At 65.9% G+C, this 15,535-nt stretch carries 17 protein-coding genes; 9 read left to right on the forward strand and 8 right to left on the reverse strand.

Features of this window, described 5'->3' with window-relative positions:
* Nucleotides 1–34: 34 nt before the first annotated feature.
* From AU185_RS23465 to AU185_RS23475, 3 genes are read right to left on the reverse strand one after another with little or no spacing between them, the layout of a single operon-like run.
* Nucleotides 35–1,228, reverse strand: a complete 1,194-nt coding sequence (locus AU185_RS23465) for a cytochrome P450 (RefSeq protein ID WP_059101578.1) — start codon at nt 1,226–1,228, stop codon at nt 35–37.
* On the reverse strand, nt 1,225–1,944 hold the full coding sequence (locus tag AU185_RS23470) for an acetoacetate decarboxylase family protein (protein ID WP_059101579.1): 720 nt from the start codon (nt 1,942–1,944) through the stop codon (nt 1,225–1,227). Before AU185_RS23470 ends, AU185_RS23465 begins: the two co-directional genes overlap by 4 nt.
* Before the next feature lie 43 nt (nt 1,945–1,987).
* Nucleotides 1,988–3,019: an LLM class F420-dependent oxidoreductase gene (locus tag AU185_RS23475; RefSeq protein WP_059101580.1), complete on the reverse strand. Its 1,032-nt coding sequence runs from the start codon at nt 3,017–3,019 to the stop codon at nt 1,988–1,990.
* Between the two features lie 58 nt (nt 3,020–3,077).
* On the opposite strand from AU185_RS23475, the gene AU185_RS23480 reads away from it, so the two are divergent.
* The 5 genes from AU185_RS23480 to AU185_RS23500 are packed head-to-tail and all read left to right on the forward strand — an operon-like array spanning nt 3,078 to nt 7,629.
* On the forward strand, nt 3,078–4,082 hold the full coding sequence (locus AU185_RS23480; RefSeq protein ID WP_059101581.1) for a Zn-ribbon domain-containing OB-fold protein: 1,005 nt from the start codon (nt 3,078–3,080) through the stop codon (nt 4,080–4,082).
* A 10-nt stretch (nt 4,083–4,092) separates the two neighbouring features.
* A complete protein-coding gene (locus AU185_RS23485) occupies nt 4,093–5,148 on the forward strand; it encodes a thiolase family protein (RefSeq protein WP_059101582.1) in 1,056 nt (351 codons plus the stop codon).
* A gap of 4 nt (nt 5,149–5,152) precedes the next feature.
* Nucleotides 5,153–6,334: a thiolase family protein gene (locus tag AU185_RS23490; RefSeq protein WP_059101583.1), complete on the forward strand. Its 1,182-nt coding sequence runs from the start codon at nt 5,153–5,155 to the stop codon at nt 6,332–6,334.
* On the forward strand, nt 6,331–7,209 hold the full coding sequence (locus AU185_RS23495) for a TIGR03619 family F420-dependent LLM class oxidoreductase (RefSeq protein ID WP_059101584.1): 879 nt from the start codon (nt 6,331–6,333) through the stop codon (nt 7,207–7,209). Before AU185_RS23490 ends, AU185_RS23495 begins: the two co-directional genes overlap by 4 nt.
* A gap of 3 nt (nt 7,210–7,212) precedes the next feature.
* Nucleotides 7,213–7,629, forward strand: coding sequence for a nuclear transport factor 2 family protein (locus AU185_RS23500; RefSeq protein ID WP_059101585.1), 417 nt, complete (start codon nt 7,213–7,215; stop codon nt 7,627–7,629).
* On the opposite strand, the gene AU185_RS23505 is transcribed toward AU185_RS23500, so the two are convergent.
* Nucleotides 7,626–8,609, reverse strand: a complete 984-nt coding sequence (locus tag AU185_RS23505) for an MOSC domain-containing protein (RefSeq protein ID WP_059101586.1) — start codon at nt 8,607–8,609, stop codon at nt 7,626–7,628. The genes AU185_RS23500 and AU185_RS23505 overlap by 4 nt on opposite strands.
* An 81-nt stretch (nt 8,610–8,690) precedes the next feature.
* Here AU185_RS23505 and AU185_RS23510 point away from each other — a divergent pair, with 81 nt between their 5' ends.
* Nucleotides 8,691–9,350: a hypothetical protein gene (locus tag AU185_RS23510; RefSeq protein ID WP_059101587.1), complete on the forward strand. Its 660-nt coding sequence runs from the start codon at nt 8,691–8,693 to the stop codon at nt 9,348–9,350.
* A gap of 1 nt (nt 9,351) precedes the next feature.
* On the opposite strand, the gene AU185_RS23515 is transcribed toward AU185_RS23510, so the two are convergent.
* On the reverse strand, nt 9,352–9,888 hold the full coding sequence (locus AU185_RS23515) for a gamma carbonic anhydrase family protein (protein ID WP_059101588.1): 537 nt from the start codon (nt 9,886–9,888) through the stop codon (nt 9,352–9,354).
* 109 nt (nt 9,889–9,997) lie between these two features.
* Here AU185_RS23515 and AU185_RS23520 point away from each other — a divergent pair, with 109 nt between their 5' ends.
* Genes AU185_RS23520 through AU185_RS23530 form a run of 3 tightly spaced genes read left to right on the forward strand, consistent with a single transcriptional unit; the run spans nt 9,998 to nt 12,366 of the window.
* The gene (locus tag AU185_RS23520) at nt 9,998–11,164 is read left to right on the forward strand and encodes a 3-ketosteroid-9-alpha-monooxygenase, oxygenase component (protein WP_059101589.1); all 1,167 of its coding nucleotides are present in this window, start codon (nt 9,998–10,000) and stop codon (nt 11,162–11,164) included.
* On the forward strand, nt 11,161–11,673 hold the full coding sequence (locus AU185_RS23525) for a hypothetical protein (RefSeq protein WP_502687792.1): 513 nt from the start codon (nt 11,161–11,163) through the stop codon (nt 11,671–11,673). Before AU185_RS23520 ends, AU185_RS23525 begins: the two co-directional genes overlap by 4 nt.
* 51 nt (nt 11,674–11,724) lie before the next feature.
* Nucleotides 11,725–12,366: a sensor domain-containing protein gene (locus tag AU185_RS23530; protein ID WP_231740432.1), complete on the forward strand. Its 642-nt coding sequence runs from the start codon at nt 11,725–11,727 to the stop codon at nt 12,364–12,366.
* 74 nt (nt 12,367–12,440) lie between these two features.
* On the opposite strand, the gene AU185_RS23535 is transcribed toward AU185_RS23530, so the two are convergent.
* Genes AU185_RS23535 through AU185_RS23545 form a run of 3 tightly spaced genes read right to left on the reverse strand, consistent with a single transcriptional unit; the run spans nt 12,441 to nt 15,507 of the window.
* Nucleotides 12,441–13,586, reverse strand: coding sequence for a sulfotransferase family protein (locus tag AU185_RS23535; RefSeq protein WP_059101590.1), 1,146 nt, complete (start codon nt 13,584–13,586; stop codon nt 12,441–12,443).
* A complete protein-coding gene (locus AU185_RS23540; RefSeq protein ID WP_156425654.1) occupies nt 13,583–14,365 on the reverse strand; it encodes an SDR family oxidoreductase in 783 nt (260 codons plus the stop codon). The genes AU185_RS23535 and AU185_RS23540 overlap by 4 nt, the downstream gene beginning before the upstream one ends.
* Nucleotides 14,366–14,379: 14 nt before the next feature.
* Nucleotides 14,380–15,507: a hypothetical protein gene (locus AU185_RS23545; protein WP_059101592.1), complete on the reverse strand. Its 1,128-nt coding sequence runs from the start codon at nt 15,505–15,507 to the stop codon at nt 14,380–14,382.
* Between the last annotated feature and the right edge of the window lie 28 nt (nt 15,508–15,535).

Consider the following 15,535-nt stretch of genomic DNA (forward strand, 5'->3'; position numbering starts at 1 on the left):
TTAGCGTCGTGAGATTCACACTCGAGGCGGGTTGCTAGGCGACCGGTTTCGTCGGCGTGAACACCACGGGCATCTGCTCCAGCCCGGACACGAAGTTGGCGGGGCGCAAAGGTAATTCGTCGCCGGAAGCCAACCGAAGATCGGGCAGGCGCTGCAGCAGCTTGGTCTGCATAATGGACAGTTCGAGGCGGGCGAGTTGGTTTCCCAGGCAGAAATGTGTGCCGAACCCGAACGCCAGGTGGTTGTTCGGATAGCGCTCGATGTCGAACCGTTCCGGATCCTCGAACACGGTCTCGTCGAAGTTCGCCGACTCGAACAGCAGGATCATTTTCTCGCCCTCCTTGAGGGCGGTTCCGTGAAATTCGGTGTCGGCGGTGACGGTTCGCGCCATGTTCTTGACCGGCGCAGTCCAGCGCAGCATCTCCTCGATCGCGTTGGGCAGCAGCGCCAGGTCGTTGATCAGCTTCTGATGCTGGTCCGGATGACGCAGCAGCTGCCGCGTCCCGCCGGAAAGGGTATGGCGGGTGGTCTCGTCGCCGCCGATCAACAGCAGCAGCACCTCGGTGACGATCTGGTGGTCCTCCAGCTTCGACCCCTCGACCTCCGCGTGCACCAGGACACTGACCAGGTCGTCGGTCGGCTCGGACTTGCGGGCCTCGATCATGCCCATCATGTACTGGCTGTAAGCCGCGAACGCGTCCATCGTGATCTGGAACTTCTCGGGGTCCGCGGTGCTGCTGAGGAAGCTGACCAAATCATCGGACCACTTGAGGAACATCTCGCGTTCCTCGGGGCGCACACCGAGCATGTCGCCGATGACGGCCATCGGCAGCGGCGCGGCGATGTCCCAGACGAAGTCGCACTCGCCACGCTCACAGACGTTGTCGATCAGCGTGTCGCACAGCGAACTGATCGACCCCTCAAGGTCTTTCACGCGCTTGCGGGTGAACCCGGCGTTGACGAGCTTGCGCCGCAACAGATGCTGCGGATCGTCCATCTCGATCATCATTTCGACGCCCGGCTGATCCGGCCGGATTCCGCCGGCGTTGGAGAACAGTTCGGGATTGCGCTCGGCTTCGATCACCGCGGCGTACGTCGCGGCGGCGGCCAACCCGTTGCGGTCGCGGAACACCGGTTCGTTCTCGCGCATCCACTTGTACACCGACCGCGAGTCGCCGGCGTAGAAGGCCCCGTCGGTCAGATCGACGTCCGGTCGAGTAAGCGTCATGGATGAACCTCCTGCGCGTCTGCGAACGACATCTCCACGTTGCCAGCCGAACTGGAGACCATCGCGCGTTTCGGGAAGCCTAACGAGGCCAGATCCTTCGCATAGGGATGTTCGCCCAACCGGACCTGTGCGCCGCCCAACCGATAGCGCACATCGGACAGCTTCATCTCCCCGACCGTCTGCCGCACCACTCCGTCGCGGTAGGAGTACGTGGGGTGCGCCTGCGGCTTGGACGTGAACGCCGCGGGCGCCTTCAGCCCCGGCTTGAAATCCATGCCGACCGCGAACTGGCCGTCGATCGTCACGTCGAACCCGAACGTGTGGCCGTCGCGAATCGTGAAGTCGGACATGACCTTCGGATAGCCCCAGATTTTCGTGCCCGCCTCGAGCGTGAACGCCTGGTCGACGGGCAGGTGGTGGATGAAGGCGCCGGCGTCCTGCAACGCGCGCGGGCCAGAAGCCGTCGACCCCGGCGGGTTCACCATCACGTTGGTGCCGTATTCGTAGTACTGGCCGAGATCGCCGTCGACGTAGTGCATCAGCATCAGCACGACGACCGCGCGTCCGGGCAGAAAGCGGCACACCTGCAGACCGCTGTAGTCGATCATCCGTTGGGCGGCGTCGGCGTCTACCGAGAACATCGCCATGTGTTGCTGCGCCTTGCGGATCTTCACCGGCATGGTCAGGACGGTGCCCGCGATGGTGTGCTGACTCATCGCGTCAATCTAGAACGCGTTATAGACAACTAGCAAGAAGTGTCTACACAAGTCCGGCGAGGTCGCGGATCTGCTCGGGCGACCGCGCGCCGACGACCATCATCGTCACCCCCGCGGCCTCCCACGCCTTGATCTGCTCCTGCACGTACGCGAGGTCGCCGACGATCGCCGAGTCGTCGACCAGTTCGTCGGGGATGATCTTTGCCGCCTCATCCTTGCGGTCGGCGCGAAACAGTTTGGTGACATCGTCGACCACCTCGGCGTACCCCATCCGGCGGTAGACATCGGCGTGGAAATTGGTGTCCTCGGCGCCCATCCCGCCCATGTACAGCGCCAGATGCGGCTTCATCAGTTCCATGATCTCCGCGCGGTCGTCGGTGACGACCACCTGGGCCGTCGCACAGATTTCGAAGTCCTCGCGGCTGCGGCGCGCGCCCGGTCGGGCGAAGCCCTCGTCGAGCCACTCGTTGTACATGCTCGCGATGCGCGGAGAATAGAAGATCGGCAACCAGCCGTCACAGATCTCGGCGGCCAGCGCGACGTTCTTCGGGCCCTCGGCGCCCAACATGACGGGGATGTCCGCGCGCAGCGGATGCGTGATCGGTTTGAGGTTCTTGCCCAGGCCCGTGGTGCCTTCGCCGGTCAACGGCAACGGATAATGCGGGCCGTCGCTGCGGACCGGCGCTTCCCGCGCCCAGACCTGACGCAGGATGTCGACGTACTCGCGGGTGCGGGCCAGCGGCTTGGGGAACTTCGCGCCGTACCAACCCTCCACGACCTGCGGCCCCGAAACACCGAGGCCGAGGATGTGGCGCCCGCCGGAGAGGTGGTCGAGCGTCAGCGCGGCCATCGCGCACGCGGTGGGGGTGCGCGCCGACAGTTGGATCACCGACGTGCCGAGCCGCATCCGCTTGGTCTCGCGTCCCCACCAGGCGAGCGGCGTGTATGCGTCCGACCCCCACGCCTCGGCGGTGAACACCGTGTCGAAACCCGCGTCCTCGGCCGCGGCGACCAGTTCGGCATGGTTTTCGGGCGGTTGGGCGCCCCAATAACCGAGTTGAAGACCTAGCTTCATTAGTTCGCCTCCGGACCCGTCCTTGAAACCATTGTTAGAACCTGTTCTACTCGATGCCGTGACCACCAGCCAAAGCAGCCCGGTGCAGATCGATCCCCATCAGCGGCCACTTTCGGCTCCGCTGAGGCTCTCATTCGACTACACCCGTTCAGTAGGGCCACTCCTGTCCCAATTCTTCACCGCCCTGCGCGAGCGACGCATCCTCGGCGTGCGCGGTTCGGACGGCCGGGTGCTCGTACCACCCGCAGAGTTCGACCCCGTCACCTACGAGAGATTGACCGAGATCGTACCGGTGGCCGGTGTCGGGACCGTGGTGTCGTGGACCTGGCAGGCGACGCCGCTCGAGGGCCAGCCGCTGGAGCGGCCGTTCGCGTGGGCGCTGATCAAGCTCGACGGCGCGGACACCCCGCTGCTGCACGCGGTGGACGCGGGTTCGTCGGACGCGATCAGCACCGGAACCCGGGTGCACGCGCACTGGATCGACGAGCCCGTCGGCGCCATCACCGACATCGCGTACTTCTCACTCGGTGACGAAGCCGAGCCGGAAGGTCAGGCCGACGAGCGCGACCCGATCACGGTGCAGGTGACGCCGAGCAGCATCGAGATCCAGCACACCGCGTCGTTTCCGGAGACCACGTTCCTCAAGGCGCTCGAAGAGGGCAAGCTGCTCGGCGCCCGCACGAAGAACGGTCGCGACGGCAAGCCCGGCAAGGTCTACTTCCCGCCGAAAGAGGCCGATCCGGCCACGGGCCTGGAACTCGACGAGTTCGTCGAACTGCCGGACAAGGGGACGGTGACGACGTTCGCGGTGATCAACATCCCGTTCGCCGGCCAGCGCATCAAGCCGCCCTACGTCGCGGCCTACGTCCTGCTCGACGGCGCCGACATTCCGTTCCTGCATCTGGTGACCGAGATCGACGCGGCCGACGTCCGGATGGGCATGCGCGTGGAGGCGGTGTGGAAGCCCCGCGAGGAGTGGGGCCTCGGCATCGACAACATCGACCACTTCCGGCCGACGGGTGAGCCCGACGCCGAATACGACTCCTACAAGCACCACCTGTAAAGGCGCTGAAATGACTGAGATCGCTGTCGTCGGATTCGCGCATGCACCGCACGTGCGCCGCACCGACGGGACCACCAACGGCGTCGAGATGCTGATGCCGTGCTTCCACCAGCTCTACGACGAGCTCGGCCTGCAGCAGACCGACATCGGCTTCTGGTGCTCGGGCTCCTCGGATTACCTTGCCGGCCGGGCGTTCTCGTTCATCTCGGCGATCGACTCGATCGGCGCGGTGCCACCGATCAACGAGTCTCACGTCGAGATGGACGCGGCATGGGCACTGTACGAGGCCTACATCAAGCTGCTGACCGGCGAGGTGGACACCGCGCTGGTGTACGGCTTCGGCAAGTCCAGCGCCGGCACGCTGCGCCGGGTGCTCGCGCTGCAGACCGACCCGTATACCGTCGCGCCGCTGTGGCCGGACACGGTGTCGATGGCCGGCCTGCAGGCCCGATTCGGTCTCGACGCGGGCAAGTGGACCGCCGAGCAGATGGCCCAGGTCGCACTGGACTCCATGGCGGCCGCCGGACGCACTGACAGCGAGAAACCGGCCAAGTCCATCGACGAGCTTCTGTCCAGGCCGTACTTCGCCGATCCGCTGCGCCGCCACGACATCGCACCGATCACCGACGGCGCGTCGGCCATCGTGCTCGCCGCCGGCGACCGGGCCCGTGAGTTGCGCGAAAACCCGGCCTGGATCACCGGATTCGAGCACCGCATCGAAACCCCCGTGCTCGGCGCCCGCGACCTGACCACCTCGCCGTCGACGACAGCTTCGGCCGACGCGGCCACCAACGGCGACGCCGGTTCGATCGAGGTGGCCGAGATCTACGCCCCGTTCAGCCATCAGCACCTGATCCTCAAAGAGGCGATCGGCCTGGGCGACACGACGAAGATCAACCCGTCGGGCGGCGCGCTGGCGGCCAATCCGATGTTCTCGGCGGGGCTGGAGCGCATCGGCTTCGCCGCCCAGCACATCTTCAACGGCTCCGCGCAGCGGGTGCTGGCCCACGCCACGAGCGGGCCTGCGCTGCAACAGAATCTCGTCGCCGTCCTGGAAGGGAAGTAACGAAATGGCGGGCCAACTCGCAGCGGTGCTGGGCACCGGGCAAACGAAGTACGTCGCCAAGCGCCAGGACGTGTCGATGAACGGCCTCGTGCGTGAGGCCATCGACAAGGCGCTGGCCGATTCGGGTTCGACGATGGACGACATCGACGCCGTAGTGGTCGGCAAGGCGCCCGACTTCTTCGAGGGCGTGATGATGCCCGAGTTGTTCATGGTCGACGCCGTCGGCGCGACCAACAAGCCACTGATCCGCGTGCATACCGCCGGTTCGGTGGGCGGGTCGACCGGCGTCGTCGCCGCGTCGCTGGTGCAGTCGGGCAAGTACCGCCGGGTGCTGGCCATGGCGTGGGAGAAGCAGTCGGAGTCGAACGCCATGTGGGCGTTGAGCATTCCGGTGCCGTTCACCAAGCCGGTCGGCGCGGGCGCGGGCGGCTACTTCGCCCCCCACGTGCGCGCCTACATCCGTCGCTCGGGCGCGCCGAACCACATCGGCGCGATGGTCGCGGTCAAGGACCGGCTCAACGGCGCCAAGAACCCGTTGGCGCACCTGCACCAGCCCGACATCACGCTGGAGAAGGTGATGGCCTCGCAGATGCTGTGGGACCCCATCCGGTTCGACGAGACCTGCCCGTCGTCCGACGGTGCGTGCGCGGTCGTGATCGGCAACGAAGAAACCGCGGATCGCCAGGTGGCCGAAGGCAATCCGGTGGCGTGGATCCACGCCACCGCGCTGCGCACCGAACCGCTGGCCTACTCCGGGCGTGACCAGGTCAACCCGCAGGCCGGCCGCGACGCGGCCAAGGCGCTGTGGAAGGCGGCCGGCATCACCAGCCCGATCGACGAGATCGACGCCGCCGAGATCTACGTACCGTTCTCGTGGTTCGAGCCGATGTGGTTGGAGAACCTCGGCTTCGCGCCGGAGGGCGAAGGCTGGAAGCTCACCGAAGCCGGTGAGACGGCGATCGGCGGCAGACTGCCGGTCAACCCGTCGGGCGGGGTCCTGTCATCCAATCCCATTGGCGCATCGGGCATGATCCGCTTCGCCGAGGCCGCAAGGCAGGTCCAAGGCAAGGCGGGCGACCATCAGGTGCCCGATGCCCGTAAGGCGCTCGGCCATGCCTACGGCGGCGGCTCGCAGTACTACTCGATGTGGGTCGTCGGTTCCGACAAGCCGGCAGCCCAGTCGTGAAATACACCTGCAGCGTCGCGATGGGCCCAGTCGAGGAGCTCATCGAGATTGCCAAGACGGCAGAGGAAGTCGGGTTCGACGCGATCGCACTGCCCGACTCGCTGTTCTACATGGAGAAGCAGTCGACCGACTATCCGTACACGCCGGACGGCTCGCGGATGTGGAACGCGGAGACCCCCTGGGTCGACCCGCTGATCGCCGCGGCCGCGATGGGTGCGGTGACGTCGACGCTGCGGTTCTACACCAACGTGCTCAAGCTCGGCTCACGCAACCCCCTGCTGCTGGCACGCCAGGTCGGCTCGGTGGCGAACCTGACGAACAACCGGTTCGGCTTCGGCGTCGGAATCGGCTGGGCACCCGAGGAGTTCGAGTGGTGCGGCCAGCCGTACGCCAAGCGCGGTAAACGCGTCGACGAGATGATCGAGGTGATCAAGCTCGTCCTGGCCGGTGGCATGGTGGAGTTCCACGGCGAGTTCTACGACTTCGACAAGCTGCAGATGAGCCCCGCGCCCAGCAAGCCGGTGCCGTTCTACGTCGGCGGTCACACCGAGGTGGCGCTCAAACGCGCGGCGCGGGTCAGCGACGGTTGGACCAGCGCGATGATGACCGGCGACCAGTTGGCCGAGACCATCACCAAGCTCAAGGCGCTGCTCGCCGAATACGGTCGTGCCGAGGCGCCGTTCGAGTATCAGGCGGTGTGCATCGACAAGTTCGGCGTCGACGGGCACCGCGAACTCGCCGAGGCCGGCGTCACCGACAACATCGTGATCCCGTGGGTCTTCGAGGGTCTGGGCTTCGACGCGCCGCTGGAGAAGAAGAAGGACGCGATGAAGCGCTTCGCCGACACCTACATACACTCGGGCTGGCAGGACTGACCGATGACCGTCACCGATCCGGACGCGCCGGTCCACCTGGCGGGCAAGCGCTCACGCGAGGCCGCGATCGCGCACGACAAGCAGGCATGGCTGGACAACTTCGCCGACGACGCCGTCGTGGAGGATCCCATCGGCCCCTCGCACTTCGATCCGGAGGGCAAGGGCCATCGCGGTAAGGAAGCCATTGCCGCGTTCTACGACAAGGCGATCGCACCGAGTGAACTGACGTTCAACTTCGAGCAGACGTATCAGTGCGGCAACGAGGAAGCCAACGTCGGCAACATCGTGATCCGGTCCGCCGGATACGAGGTGACGGCCGAGGGCGTGTTCACCTACCGAGTCGACGATGCCGGAAGGATCGTCGCGCTGCGCGCGTACTGGGAACTCGACCGAGCGACCGCCAGCGCTCGAAAGATCTAGCGCGAGAAGCGGTCCGCCGCCGACGTCGCCAGCCCGAACGTCAACCGCTTCGCGCGCCGGGTCGCGTCGGCGAGGATTCGCTGTGGCCTCGCAGCCGTGCGCACGTCGGCCGTATCCCCCACCCGGACAACGCCTTCGGTCTGCACCCAGCAGTACACGCCGAGGCACCGCTGCGCACGCTGCGCGACCGCGCGGGTGATGCGGCGGTCGACCTCGAGACCGGGTTGGGGGCGGCTGGGCACGACACAGCGGATCGTCGGCATGGTGACCTCGAGCACCGCGCCGCCCACCGTCAGTTGCCCTCCCGTCCAGTGTGATTCGGGCAGTGCGTCGTCGGAATCATCGAGCGTCAGAACGACGTTGGGCCGGAACCGGCGTACGTCGACGTCGGCGCCCACTGCCCCGCCGATCGTGGCAAGGCTCGTCTGGCTGATCACATGTACCGGCGCCAGGTCGACGAACATCCCCGGCGGCGTCGAGTAGCGGGCCAGCATGGCCAGATCGGACATCCGGAACATCGAGACGTCCGGGAACCCCTCGTCTTCGGTGATGCCGAAGTCCTGCCGGTAGGTCGCGATCGAGATGTTGTCACGCTCGTGCTTGCTCAGCCGATGCAGGCTGGTGTCCTCGGCCGGCGGCAGCGCGGTCAACCGGACGTCGCGGCCGGCCACTTCGGACAGCTTCGAATGGACACCGGCGTCATTGCTGGACATGACGGTGCCGTCGGGAAAGGTGATCTCGACCTCGGGCACGTTGCCGGGCCCTGCATCCGCCGCGAGTGGAGCGGCGTAGCGGGCGGTGGCGGTCAGCAGCGCCGGTATGCGCCTGGCCGACGCGGTGACGTCGCGTTCGAGGTCCCGCACGGCCCACAGCCGGTCGCCGTGCAGCCCCCGCGGTCCTATCTCGATGCGGTCGACCTGCTCGCCGCCCAGCGACTTCACCGGATACCGCCAGAGGGCCGCGACGTTGCCAATCGTCATCTGACCACCGTATCGCCCCGCGCCGGTACCTTGGGTGTTTGACCGATTGTTCAGCAACGAACGTCACGAAACGAAGATCGAATGCCTGCGAACCGCCGTAATTCATATCGGAAGTCTTTGTCCGCCATCGCTTTCGCGACGCTGGTATGCGCCGCGGGGGCCGGCTGTGAATCATCGGGGCCGGCACCCGATGGCGGCGCTCCACGCCTGCCCGCCTTCACGACCTCACAGGCGCAGCCGGCCCCGACCACCAGCCCCACCGGCGACGCGGCACCCGAGGGTGACTACAGCGGTTTGCTGCTTCGTCCAGAAGACCTCAGCGATGCCGAGGACACCTTCGCGGTGCGCTCGACAACCCCCGGCGGTCCCGACGGGCTGCCGGGCGCAAGTGCGCTCTTCGTCAACCAGGACGACACCCGGGCGATCTCCGACGCCATCGTGATCTATCCCGACGCCGCGACGGCGACCACGACGTTGCGTGAGGCGCTGCCGACGATCGGCACGGTCGTCGCCGGCGCGACTCCACGACCGGCCCCGGTCGGCACCGACGGCACCATGGCCATCGGCATGTCCCCCGACGGCACCAAGGCGGCCACGCTGCTGTTGTTCACGCAAGGTCCCGCGCTGGTACGCCTGGAATTCGAGAGCGCACCGGGCGACGCCACCACCGACGAGTTCGTCATCAACATCGGAAAAATGCAGCAGATCGCGCTGCGGACCGGGCTCAGCCGATCGCAGTGACTCAGCGCTCGTCGTCGACGCGCTGCAGTGACGCCGAGTACCTGCGAGCCAACTCCTGGTACGCGCCGGGATTGGTGTTCACCCACATCTCCGCGCCGGTCCCCGCGATCGGGCCGCGCACCTTCGCGGGCGACCCGGTGACCACGACCTCGTCGGGGATCTTCGTGCCACCGATGACCAGCGAGTGTGCCGCTATCAGGCTGCGCTTTCCGATGACCGCGCCGTCGAGCACCGTGCAGTGGTTGGCGAGCACCGCCTGCGCGCCGATGTGTGCTCCGTGCACCACGCACGCGTGCGCGACCGTCGCGCCTGGCCCCACGTCGACGGGAATCCCCGGCGGTGCGTGCAAAGCGCAGCCGTCCTGGACGTTTGCGCCCTCACGGATCACGATCGGCGCGAAATCGGCGCGAAGCACCGCGTTGAACCACACCGACGCGCCCGCCTCCACGTGTACGTCACCCACCAGCGTCGCAGTGGGCGCGATGAACGCGTCCGGATCGATCGTCGGAGCGCGGCCTTCGAAGGAGTACAACGGCATCGTTTGGTTATACCGCTGGATATACCGCAGGTAGAGGCGTTTGGATTGCGCGCCGCGCGGGAAAAACTGTAACGTGTTCTAGTTAGAGACACATAACGGGAGGCCCACCGTGACTACCGACAGTGCGGGAATTCGCGAGATCGACACCGGCGCTCTGCCCGACCGGTATGCCCGAGGCTGGCACTGCCTGGGCCCGGTGGAGAGCTACCTGGACGGGAAGCCGCACGGCGTCGAGATCTTCGGCACCATGCTGGTGGTCTTCGCGGACTCGCACGGCGACGTGAAAGTGCTCGACGGCTACTGCCGCCACATGGGCGGAAACCTCGCCCAGGGCACGATCAAGGGCGATGAGGTGGCGTGCCCGTTCCACGACTGGCGCTGGGGCGGCGATGGCAAATGCAAGCTGGTGCCTTACGCCAAGCGCACACCGCGACTGGCCCGCACTCGCGCCTGGCACACCGACGTGCGCGGCGGCCTGCTGTTCGTCTGGAACGACCACGAGGGCAACCCACCGCAACCCGAGGTCCGGATCCCCGATATCCCCGAGGTCGAGAGCGACGAGTGGACCGACTGGAAGTGGAACTCGATCCTGATCGAGAACGCCAACTGCCGGGAGATCATCGACAACGTCACCGACATGGCGCACTTCTTCTACATCCACTACGGGCTGCCGACGTACTTCAAGAACGTCTTCGAGGGCCATATCGCCTCGCAATACCTGCACAACGTCGGTCGGCCCGACATCAGCGACATGGGCACCACGTACGGTGAGGCGCATCTCGACTCCGAGGCGTCCTACTTCGGTCCCTCGTTCATGATCAACTGGCTGCACAACAACTACGGCGGCTACAAGGCCGAGTCGATCCTGATCAACTGCCACTACCCCGTCACCCAGAACTCGTTCATGCTGCAGTGGGGCGTCATCGTCGAGAAGCCCAAGGGCCTGGACGAGGAGATGACCGAGAAACTGGCGAACACGTTCACCGAGGGCGTCAGCAAGGGCTTCCTGCAGGACGTCGAGATCTGGAAGCACAAGACCCGCATCGACAACCCGCTGCTCGTCGAGGAAGACGGCGCTGTCTACCAGATGCGGCGCTGGTATCAGCAGTTCTACGTCGACGTCGCCGACATCACGCCGGATATGACCGACCGCTTCGAGATCGAGGTCGACACCACAGCGGCCAACGAGAAGTGGCACGTCGAGGTCGAGGAGAACCTCAAGCGGCAGGCCGAACAGAAGGACGAGAAAGAAAAGGCCGACCAAGCGAGCTCATGACTCCGCGCCGAGACGCTCCCGACTCCGGTCAGATTGTCGGCCCCGCCGACTCCGGCCAGATTGTCGGCCCCGCCGACGTCGACCGGCTGGCCCGGGCGATGTTGTTGCTGCACGGCGGCCATGACGACGACCACGACCACGGCCACGGTGGTGAGCCGAGGCCCGGAAGCACCTGGAAGGCACCGCCTTTCGGCGCGGACCGCGCCGCGGCACTGAGGGAGGCCACGCAGCGCGACCGTGAGCGCTATCTCAAGTCGGGCCTGGTGTCGGTCGACTGCCGGTTCTGCCACGTCTCGGTGGATGTCAAGAAGCTCGGGGCGGCTCACACATCGGTGCAGTGGAACGCCGAAGCGTCGCAGCGCTGCGCGTACTTCAACGAGATTCGGCAATCCGGCGGTGATCCGGCCCGCGCGAAGGCCTGTCCGAGGCTGGCCGACAGCATCAAGCACGCCGTCGCCGAAGGCTGTCTCGAGGAGATGTCGTCGGCCCCCTCCCCGGGCGACGGCTAGCGATATCTCGCGCTAGCCCCCTTCCCGCGAGAAGACGTAAAGTGCCCTGAAATGCGGCAATTTTGGGTCACTTTCTGTCTGCTCGCGATGGGTGTCGTCGCGGCCTGCACGCGCGTGGTGGACAGCCCGCAGCCGACGGCCGAACTGCCGGTCGCACCGATCGCTGCGGGACAGGTCGGCAAGCTGTTGAGTTCGAAGGTCGCCAAGGCCGACGGCAACCTGTTCGTCTCCGTCGAACCCCAGGACTGCGCGGGAGTCGCACGTGAGGTCGATCCGCCGTTCATCGTCGATCACCACCCCGCGGCGTACGACGGCGGCCACTGGTACGTCGACCAGCCGGAGACATACATCGAAGAGATGGTAGGCGTGTATCGGGCAGACTTCGACGCCGGAGCCGCATTGGCTGCAGCGCGCCAGTCCATCGAATCATGCCGGGGTAAGACGTTTCTGGTGACGAGCATGAGCGAGCGCGAGTACGCCTTCGAACTGCTACCGCCGATGGAGTCAGAGTCGCCGGAGATCCTGTTGTGGTCGTTCAAGGGCGACGACTGGGCATGTGACAGCGCATTCGTCGCCGCGCACAACGCGGCCGTCGAGATCTCGACATGTGGCCCCGCCAACGGCTACGACGTGCGTTCACTGGCCGAGGAAGCGTTGAAACGTATTGATACGCTGGCCAACATGACGGCGTGAACACCCGCGGGCAGACGTGAATTGCCCCGAAACGCTGCGAAAGAGAGGCACTATGCGTCTGCTCGCGGAGAAGGTCACAACCCCGCAAACCGGTCCTTGACCTGCTCGTCGCTCAGACCGTAGTCGGCCAGCGAATAGGTGTGCTTGGGCGCGCGCGGGCCCTGCTTGCTCTCCTCGTGGCTGCGTTCCATCGCGGCTCGCGCGTCCTCGGTGAAGTCGATGTCGAAGTGCCGGTACACGTTCTCCACGGTACGGACCGGGTCCTTCACGAACTCGAAGTAGTCCAGGTCATAGAACTGCGCCGGATCATGTTCGGCGCGAACCCGATTGAACAGCTCCAAACCCCGCGACCAGGTTTCCATCGCGTCCCGGCCGATGACCTCGCCGGTGAAGCTGTTCGACCAACCTTCGGTGGTGTGCTGGGCCAACGAGCACATCGACGCCATGATCGTCTCGACCGGCCGGTGGCACTGGATGACCAGAGCGTCCGGATAGGTGTTGAACAATGCGTCGAGCGCGAACAGGTGGCTGGGGTTCTTCAACACCCAGCGCTTCTCGGGTTCGTTCAGGCCGATCAACTGGAGGTTGCGGCGATGCCGCTGGTAGGGCTTGGTCCAGTCCTGCTCGGCCAGCCAGTGTGCGTAGGTCGGAATGTGCGCCAACGTCTCGTACGACACCGAGTGCAGCGACTGACGCAGCAGTTGCCAGCACTCCTCGACCTCGTCGGCGGTCATGTAATGCAGGCCGGTGTAGTCCGGGTTCTCCTCGTGCGCCTTCTTGAACCGGGCGTCGAGCTCGGCGAAAACCGGGTTGTCCAGCCATGTTTCGCGGGGTGGGCGCGGCTGCGGGAACTCCGCCAGCCACATCTCGAGGCCCTGGTGTCGCGGGTCGGCGGCCAGCAACCGGTGGATGGCGGTGGTACCGGTGCGGGGCAGGCCCGTGACGAAGATCGGCCGCTCGACAGGCACGTCGGCATGCTCGGGGTACTGCTTGAACGCCGCCTCGCTCACGAGCCGGGCCACCAATGCGTTGCGCACGAAGAACCGCTGCATCTTGCTGCCGAACTCGGTGAGATCGGCGTCCTTTCGGTAGGACTCGAGCAGCACCGCCAGCGCTTCGCGGTAGTTGTCGTCATCGCTGCCGAAGTCGTCGAGCCCGCACGCCTTGGTGGCCGAGGCATGCAGATCCTCGACCGTGCCGACATCAGTACGCGCACTCACGCCTTGTACTCCCCGCAGTTGACGTCGAGCGCCTGTCCGGTGATGCCACTGGACAAATCGCTTGCCATGAACAGGATCGCCGAGGCCACCTCGTCCTCGGTGGGCAGCCGCTTGAGGTCCGACGCAGCCGCCGTGGCCTTGTAGATCTCGTCGACGGTGGTGCCGTACTTGCCGGCCTGATGGCTGAAGTAGCTCTCCAGCGTTCCGCCCCAGATGTATCCGGGCAGTACGGAATTCACCCGGATGCCCTGCTCACCGAGTTCGGTGGCCAGCGACTGCGACATCGCCAGCAAGGCCGACTTCGCCATCTTGTAGGCGCCGTACTTGGCCTGCGAGTGGCGCACCACCATCGAATTGACGTTGACGACCGATCCGTTGGCCTCCGCCAGCGCGGGAGTGAAGCCTTGGATCAATCGCAGCGCGCCGAACACCGTCAGCTCGATCGCGTCCCGCATGTGCTCGAAGGTGGTGTCGGCCAACGGTTTCATCGACGGCACCCGAAACGCGTTGTTGATCAACACGTCGACCTTGCCGTACGCCGTCATGGTCTCCTCGACGAGGTTGCGCACCTGGGCCTCGTCGGTGATGTCGGTGCCCACTGACAGGGCGCGCCTGCCCAGGTTCGTCACCTCCTTGGCGACGTCCTCGAGTCGTTCGACCGTGCGCGCGGCGAGCACCAGGTCGGCGCCGTTCTCGGCGCACCGCCGCGCGAGCGTGGTGCCGAGTGCGGGACCGACGCCGCTGATGACGACGACCTTGTCCTTAAGCAGGCCATCCAGCGTACCCGCCATCGTCAGCCCACCATCCTGTTCTGAATCTGCTGTTGCCGCAGCGCGATCCGCGCGCGCCAGTCTTCCTCGGAAATCTTGTTCGACTCGTAATATGGCAGGTTTTCGGAGACCTTGTCGACTTCGACGATCTCGACCGTCGGGCCGTCGGCCTCGGTCAGCTCGCGCGACAGTCGCTGCCAGCGGAACTGCAGGTATCCCTTGGCGTGGCCGAGCGTCTCGCACCAGTTCGTCACGCCGGGATTGGCGTCGGACACCACGATGCGGATCTTGCCGTCCGGATCCGCTTGTGCCTGAGTGCCATTCAGCGACGTCTGGTGGTTGATGTAGTCCAGCGAGATGTACCACAGGCTGCCCAGCTGGAAGCCGAGGTACGGCGCGTCGGGCACCGGCAGCGTGATGACCATCGCCTGGTCGGGGCTCAGGTCGAAATGCCCGACCGACGAGTACTGGGTGGCCAGACCGCCGGGGGTGAGCCGCGGCGCCACCATGGTGTTGACCGGCAGGTTGTTGTAGAACCACTGCGGGAACTGCAGCCACGTCTTGATCCGCTGCACCAACTGCTTGCCCGCGACCGCGTACCGCTTCTCGATCGTCTCCTTGGTCAGCGGCGGCGGCGCGGTGCCCGCGGTGTCGGTACGCGCGATGCTGATGTAGCCGCGCTGGGCCGACCAGTCGTTGTACACCTCACGTACCAGCAACTGCGACGGGCTGGTTGGCGTGACTCGCCACTCGAAGGTGCCGTCGGCGGCGATGTCGAGTTCGCGGTCGTCGAACGCTGCCTGGCTGACGGGCACGTTGTCGTCGGTGTACTCGCCGCCGAGCATCTGGAAACTCAGGTCGGTGGTGGTACCGCGTTTTCCGGTGACGACGTACTCGTGGCCGGGCTGGACGCGGGTGCCGAAATAGAGCGTGTCGGGGTTGTCCAGGGCCATCTTGGTGAACGGTCCGGTGCCGGACTGCATGAACGGGTGGTCGCGGTCGTAGTCGAACGCCAGGTGCGTGCAGGCGGCGACACAGCCGGCCAGGTATTGCAGGCCTTCAAGAAGGTCGGCCTCGGACTCGATGAACGGCGCTTGCGTGACGAGGCGTTCGGCCTCGGCGATCGCGTCTACCAATGGCTGCGAGTACACCCCCTGAAACTAGAACGCGTTCTAGCGG

Source organism: Mycobacterium sp. GA-0227b, assembly GCF_001499855.1.
Lineage (GTDB): Bacteria > Actinomycetota > Actinomycetes > Mycobacteriales > Mycobacteriaceae > Mycobacterium.

What these genes read in the sequence shown, in the direction of transcription:
- AU185_RS23465 (WP_059101578.1), bottom strand. Translation starts at nt 1,228, where the DNA reads ATGACGCTTACTCGACCGGACGTCGATCTGACCGACGGGGCCTTCTAC.
- AU185_RS23470 (WP_059101579.1), bottom strand. Translation starts at nt 1,944, where the DNA reads ATGAGTCAGCACACCATCGCGGGCACCGTCCTGACCATGCCGGTGAAG.
- AU185_RS23475 (WP_059101580.1), bottom strand. Translation starts at nt 3,019, where the DNA reads ATGAAGCTAGGTCTTCAACTCGGTTATTGGGGCGCCCAACCGCCCGAA.
- AU185_RS23485 (WP_059101582.1), top strand. Translation starts at nt 4,093, where the DNA reads ATGACTGAGATCGCTGTCGTCGGATTCGCGCATGCACCGCACGTGCGC.
- AU185_RS23490 (WP_059101583.1), top strand. Translation starts at nt 5,153, where the DNA reads ATGGCGGGCCAACTCGCAGCGGTGCTGGGCACCGGGCAAACGAAGTAC.
- AU185_RS23500 (WP_059101585.1), top strand. Translation starts at nt 7,213, where the DNA reads ATGACCGTCACCGATCCGGACGCGCCGGTCCACCTGGCGGGCAAGCGC.
- AU185_RS23505 (WP_059101586.1), bottom strand. Translation starts at nt 8,609, where the DNA reads ATGACGATTGGCAACGTCGCGGCCCTCTGGCGGTATCCGGTGAAGTCG.
- AU185_RS23510 (WP_059101587.1), top strand. Translation starts at nt 8,691, where the DNA reads ATGCCTGCGAACCGCCGTAATTCATATCGGAAGTCTTTGTCCGCCATC.
- AU185_RS23515 (WP_059101588.1), bottom strand. Translation starts at nt 9,888, where the DNA reads ATGCCGTTGTACTCCTTCGAAGGCCGCGCTCCGACGATCGATCCGGAC.
- AU185_RS23525 (WP_502687792.1), top strand. Translation starts at nt 11,161, where the DNA reads ATGACTCCGCGCCGAGACGCTCCCGACTCCGGTCAGATTGTCGGCCCC.
- AU185_RS23530 (WP_231740432.1), top strand. Translation starts at nt 11,725, where the DNA reads ATGCGGCAATTTTGGGTCACTTTCTGTCTGCTCGCGATGGGTGTCGTC.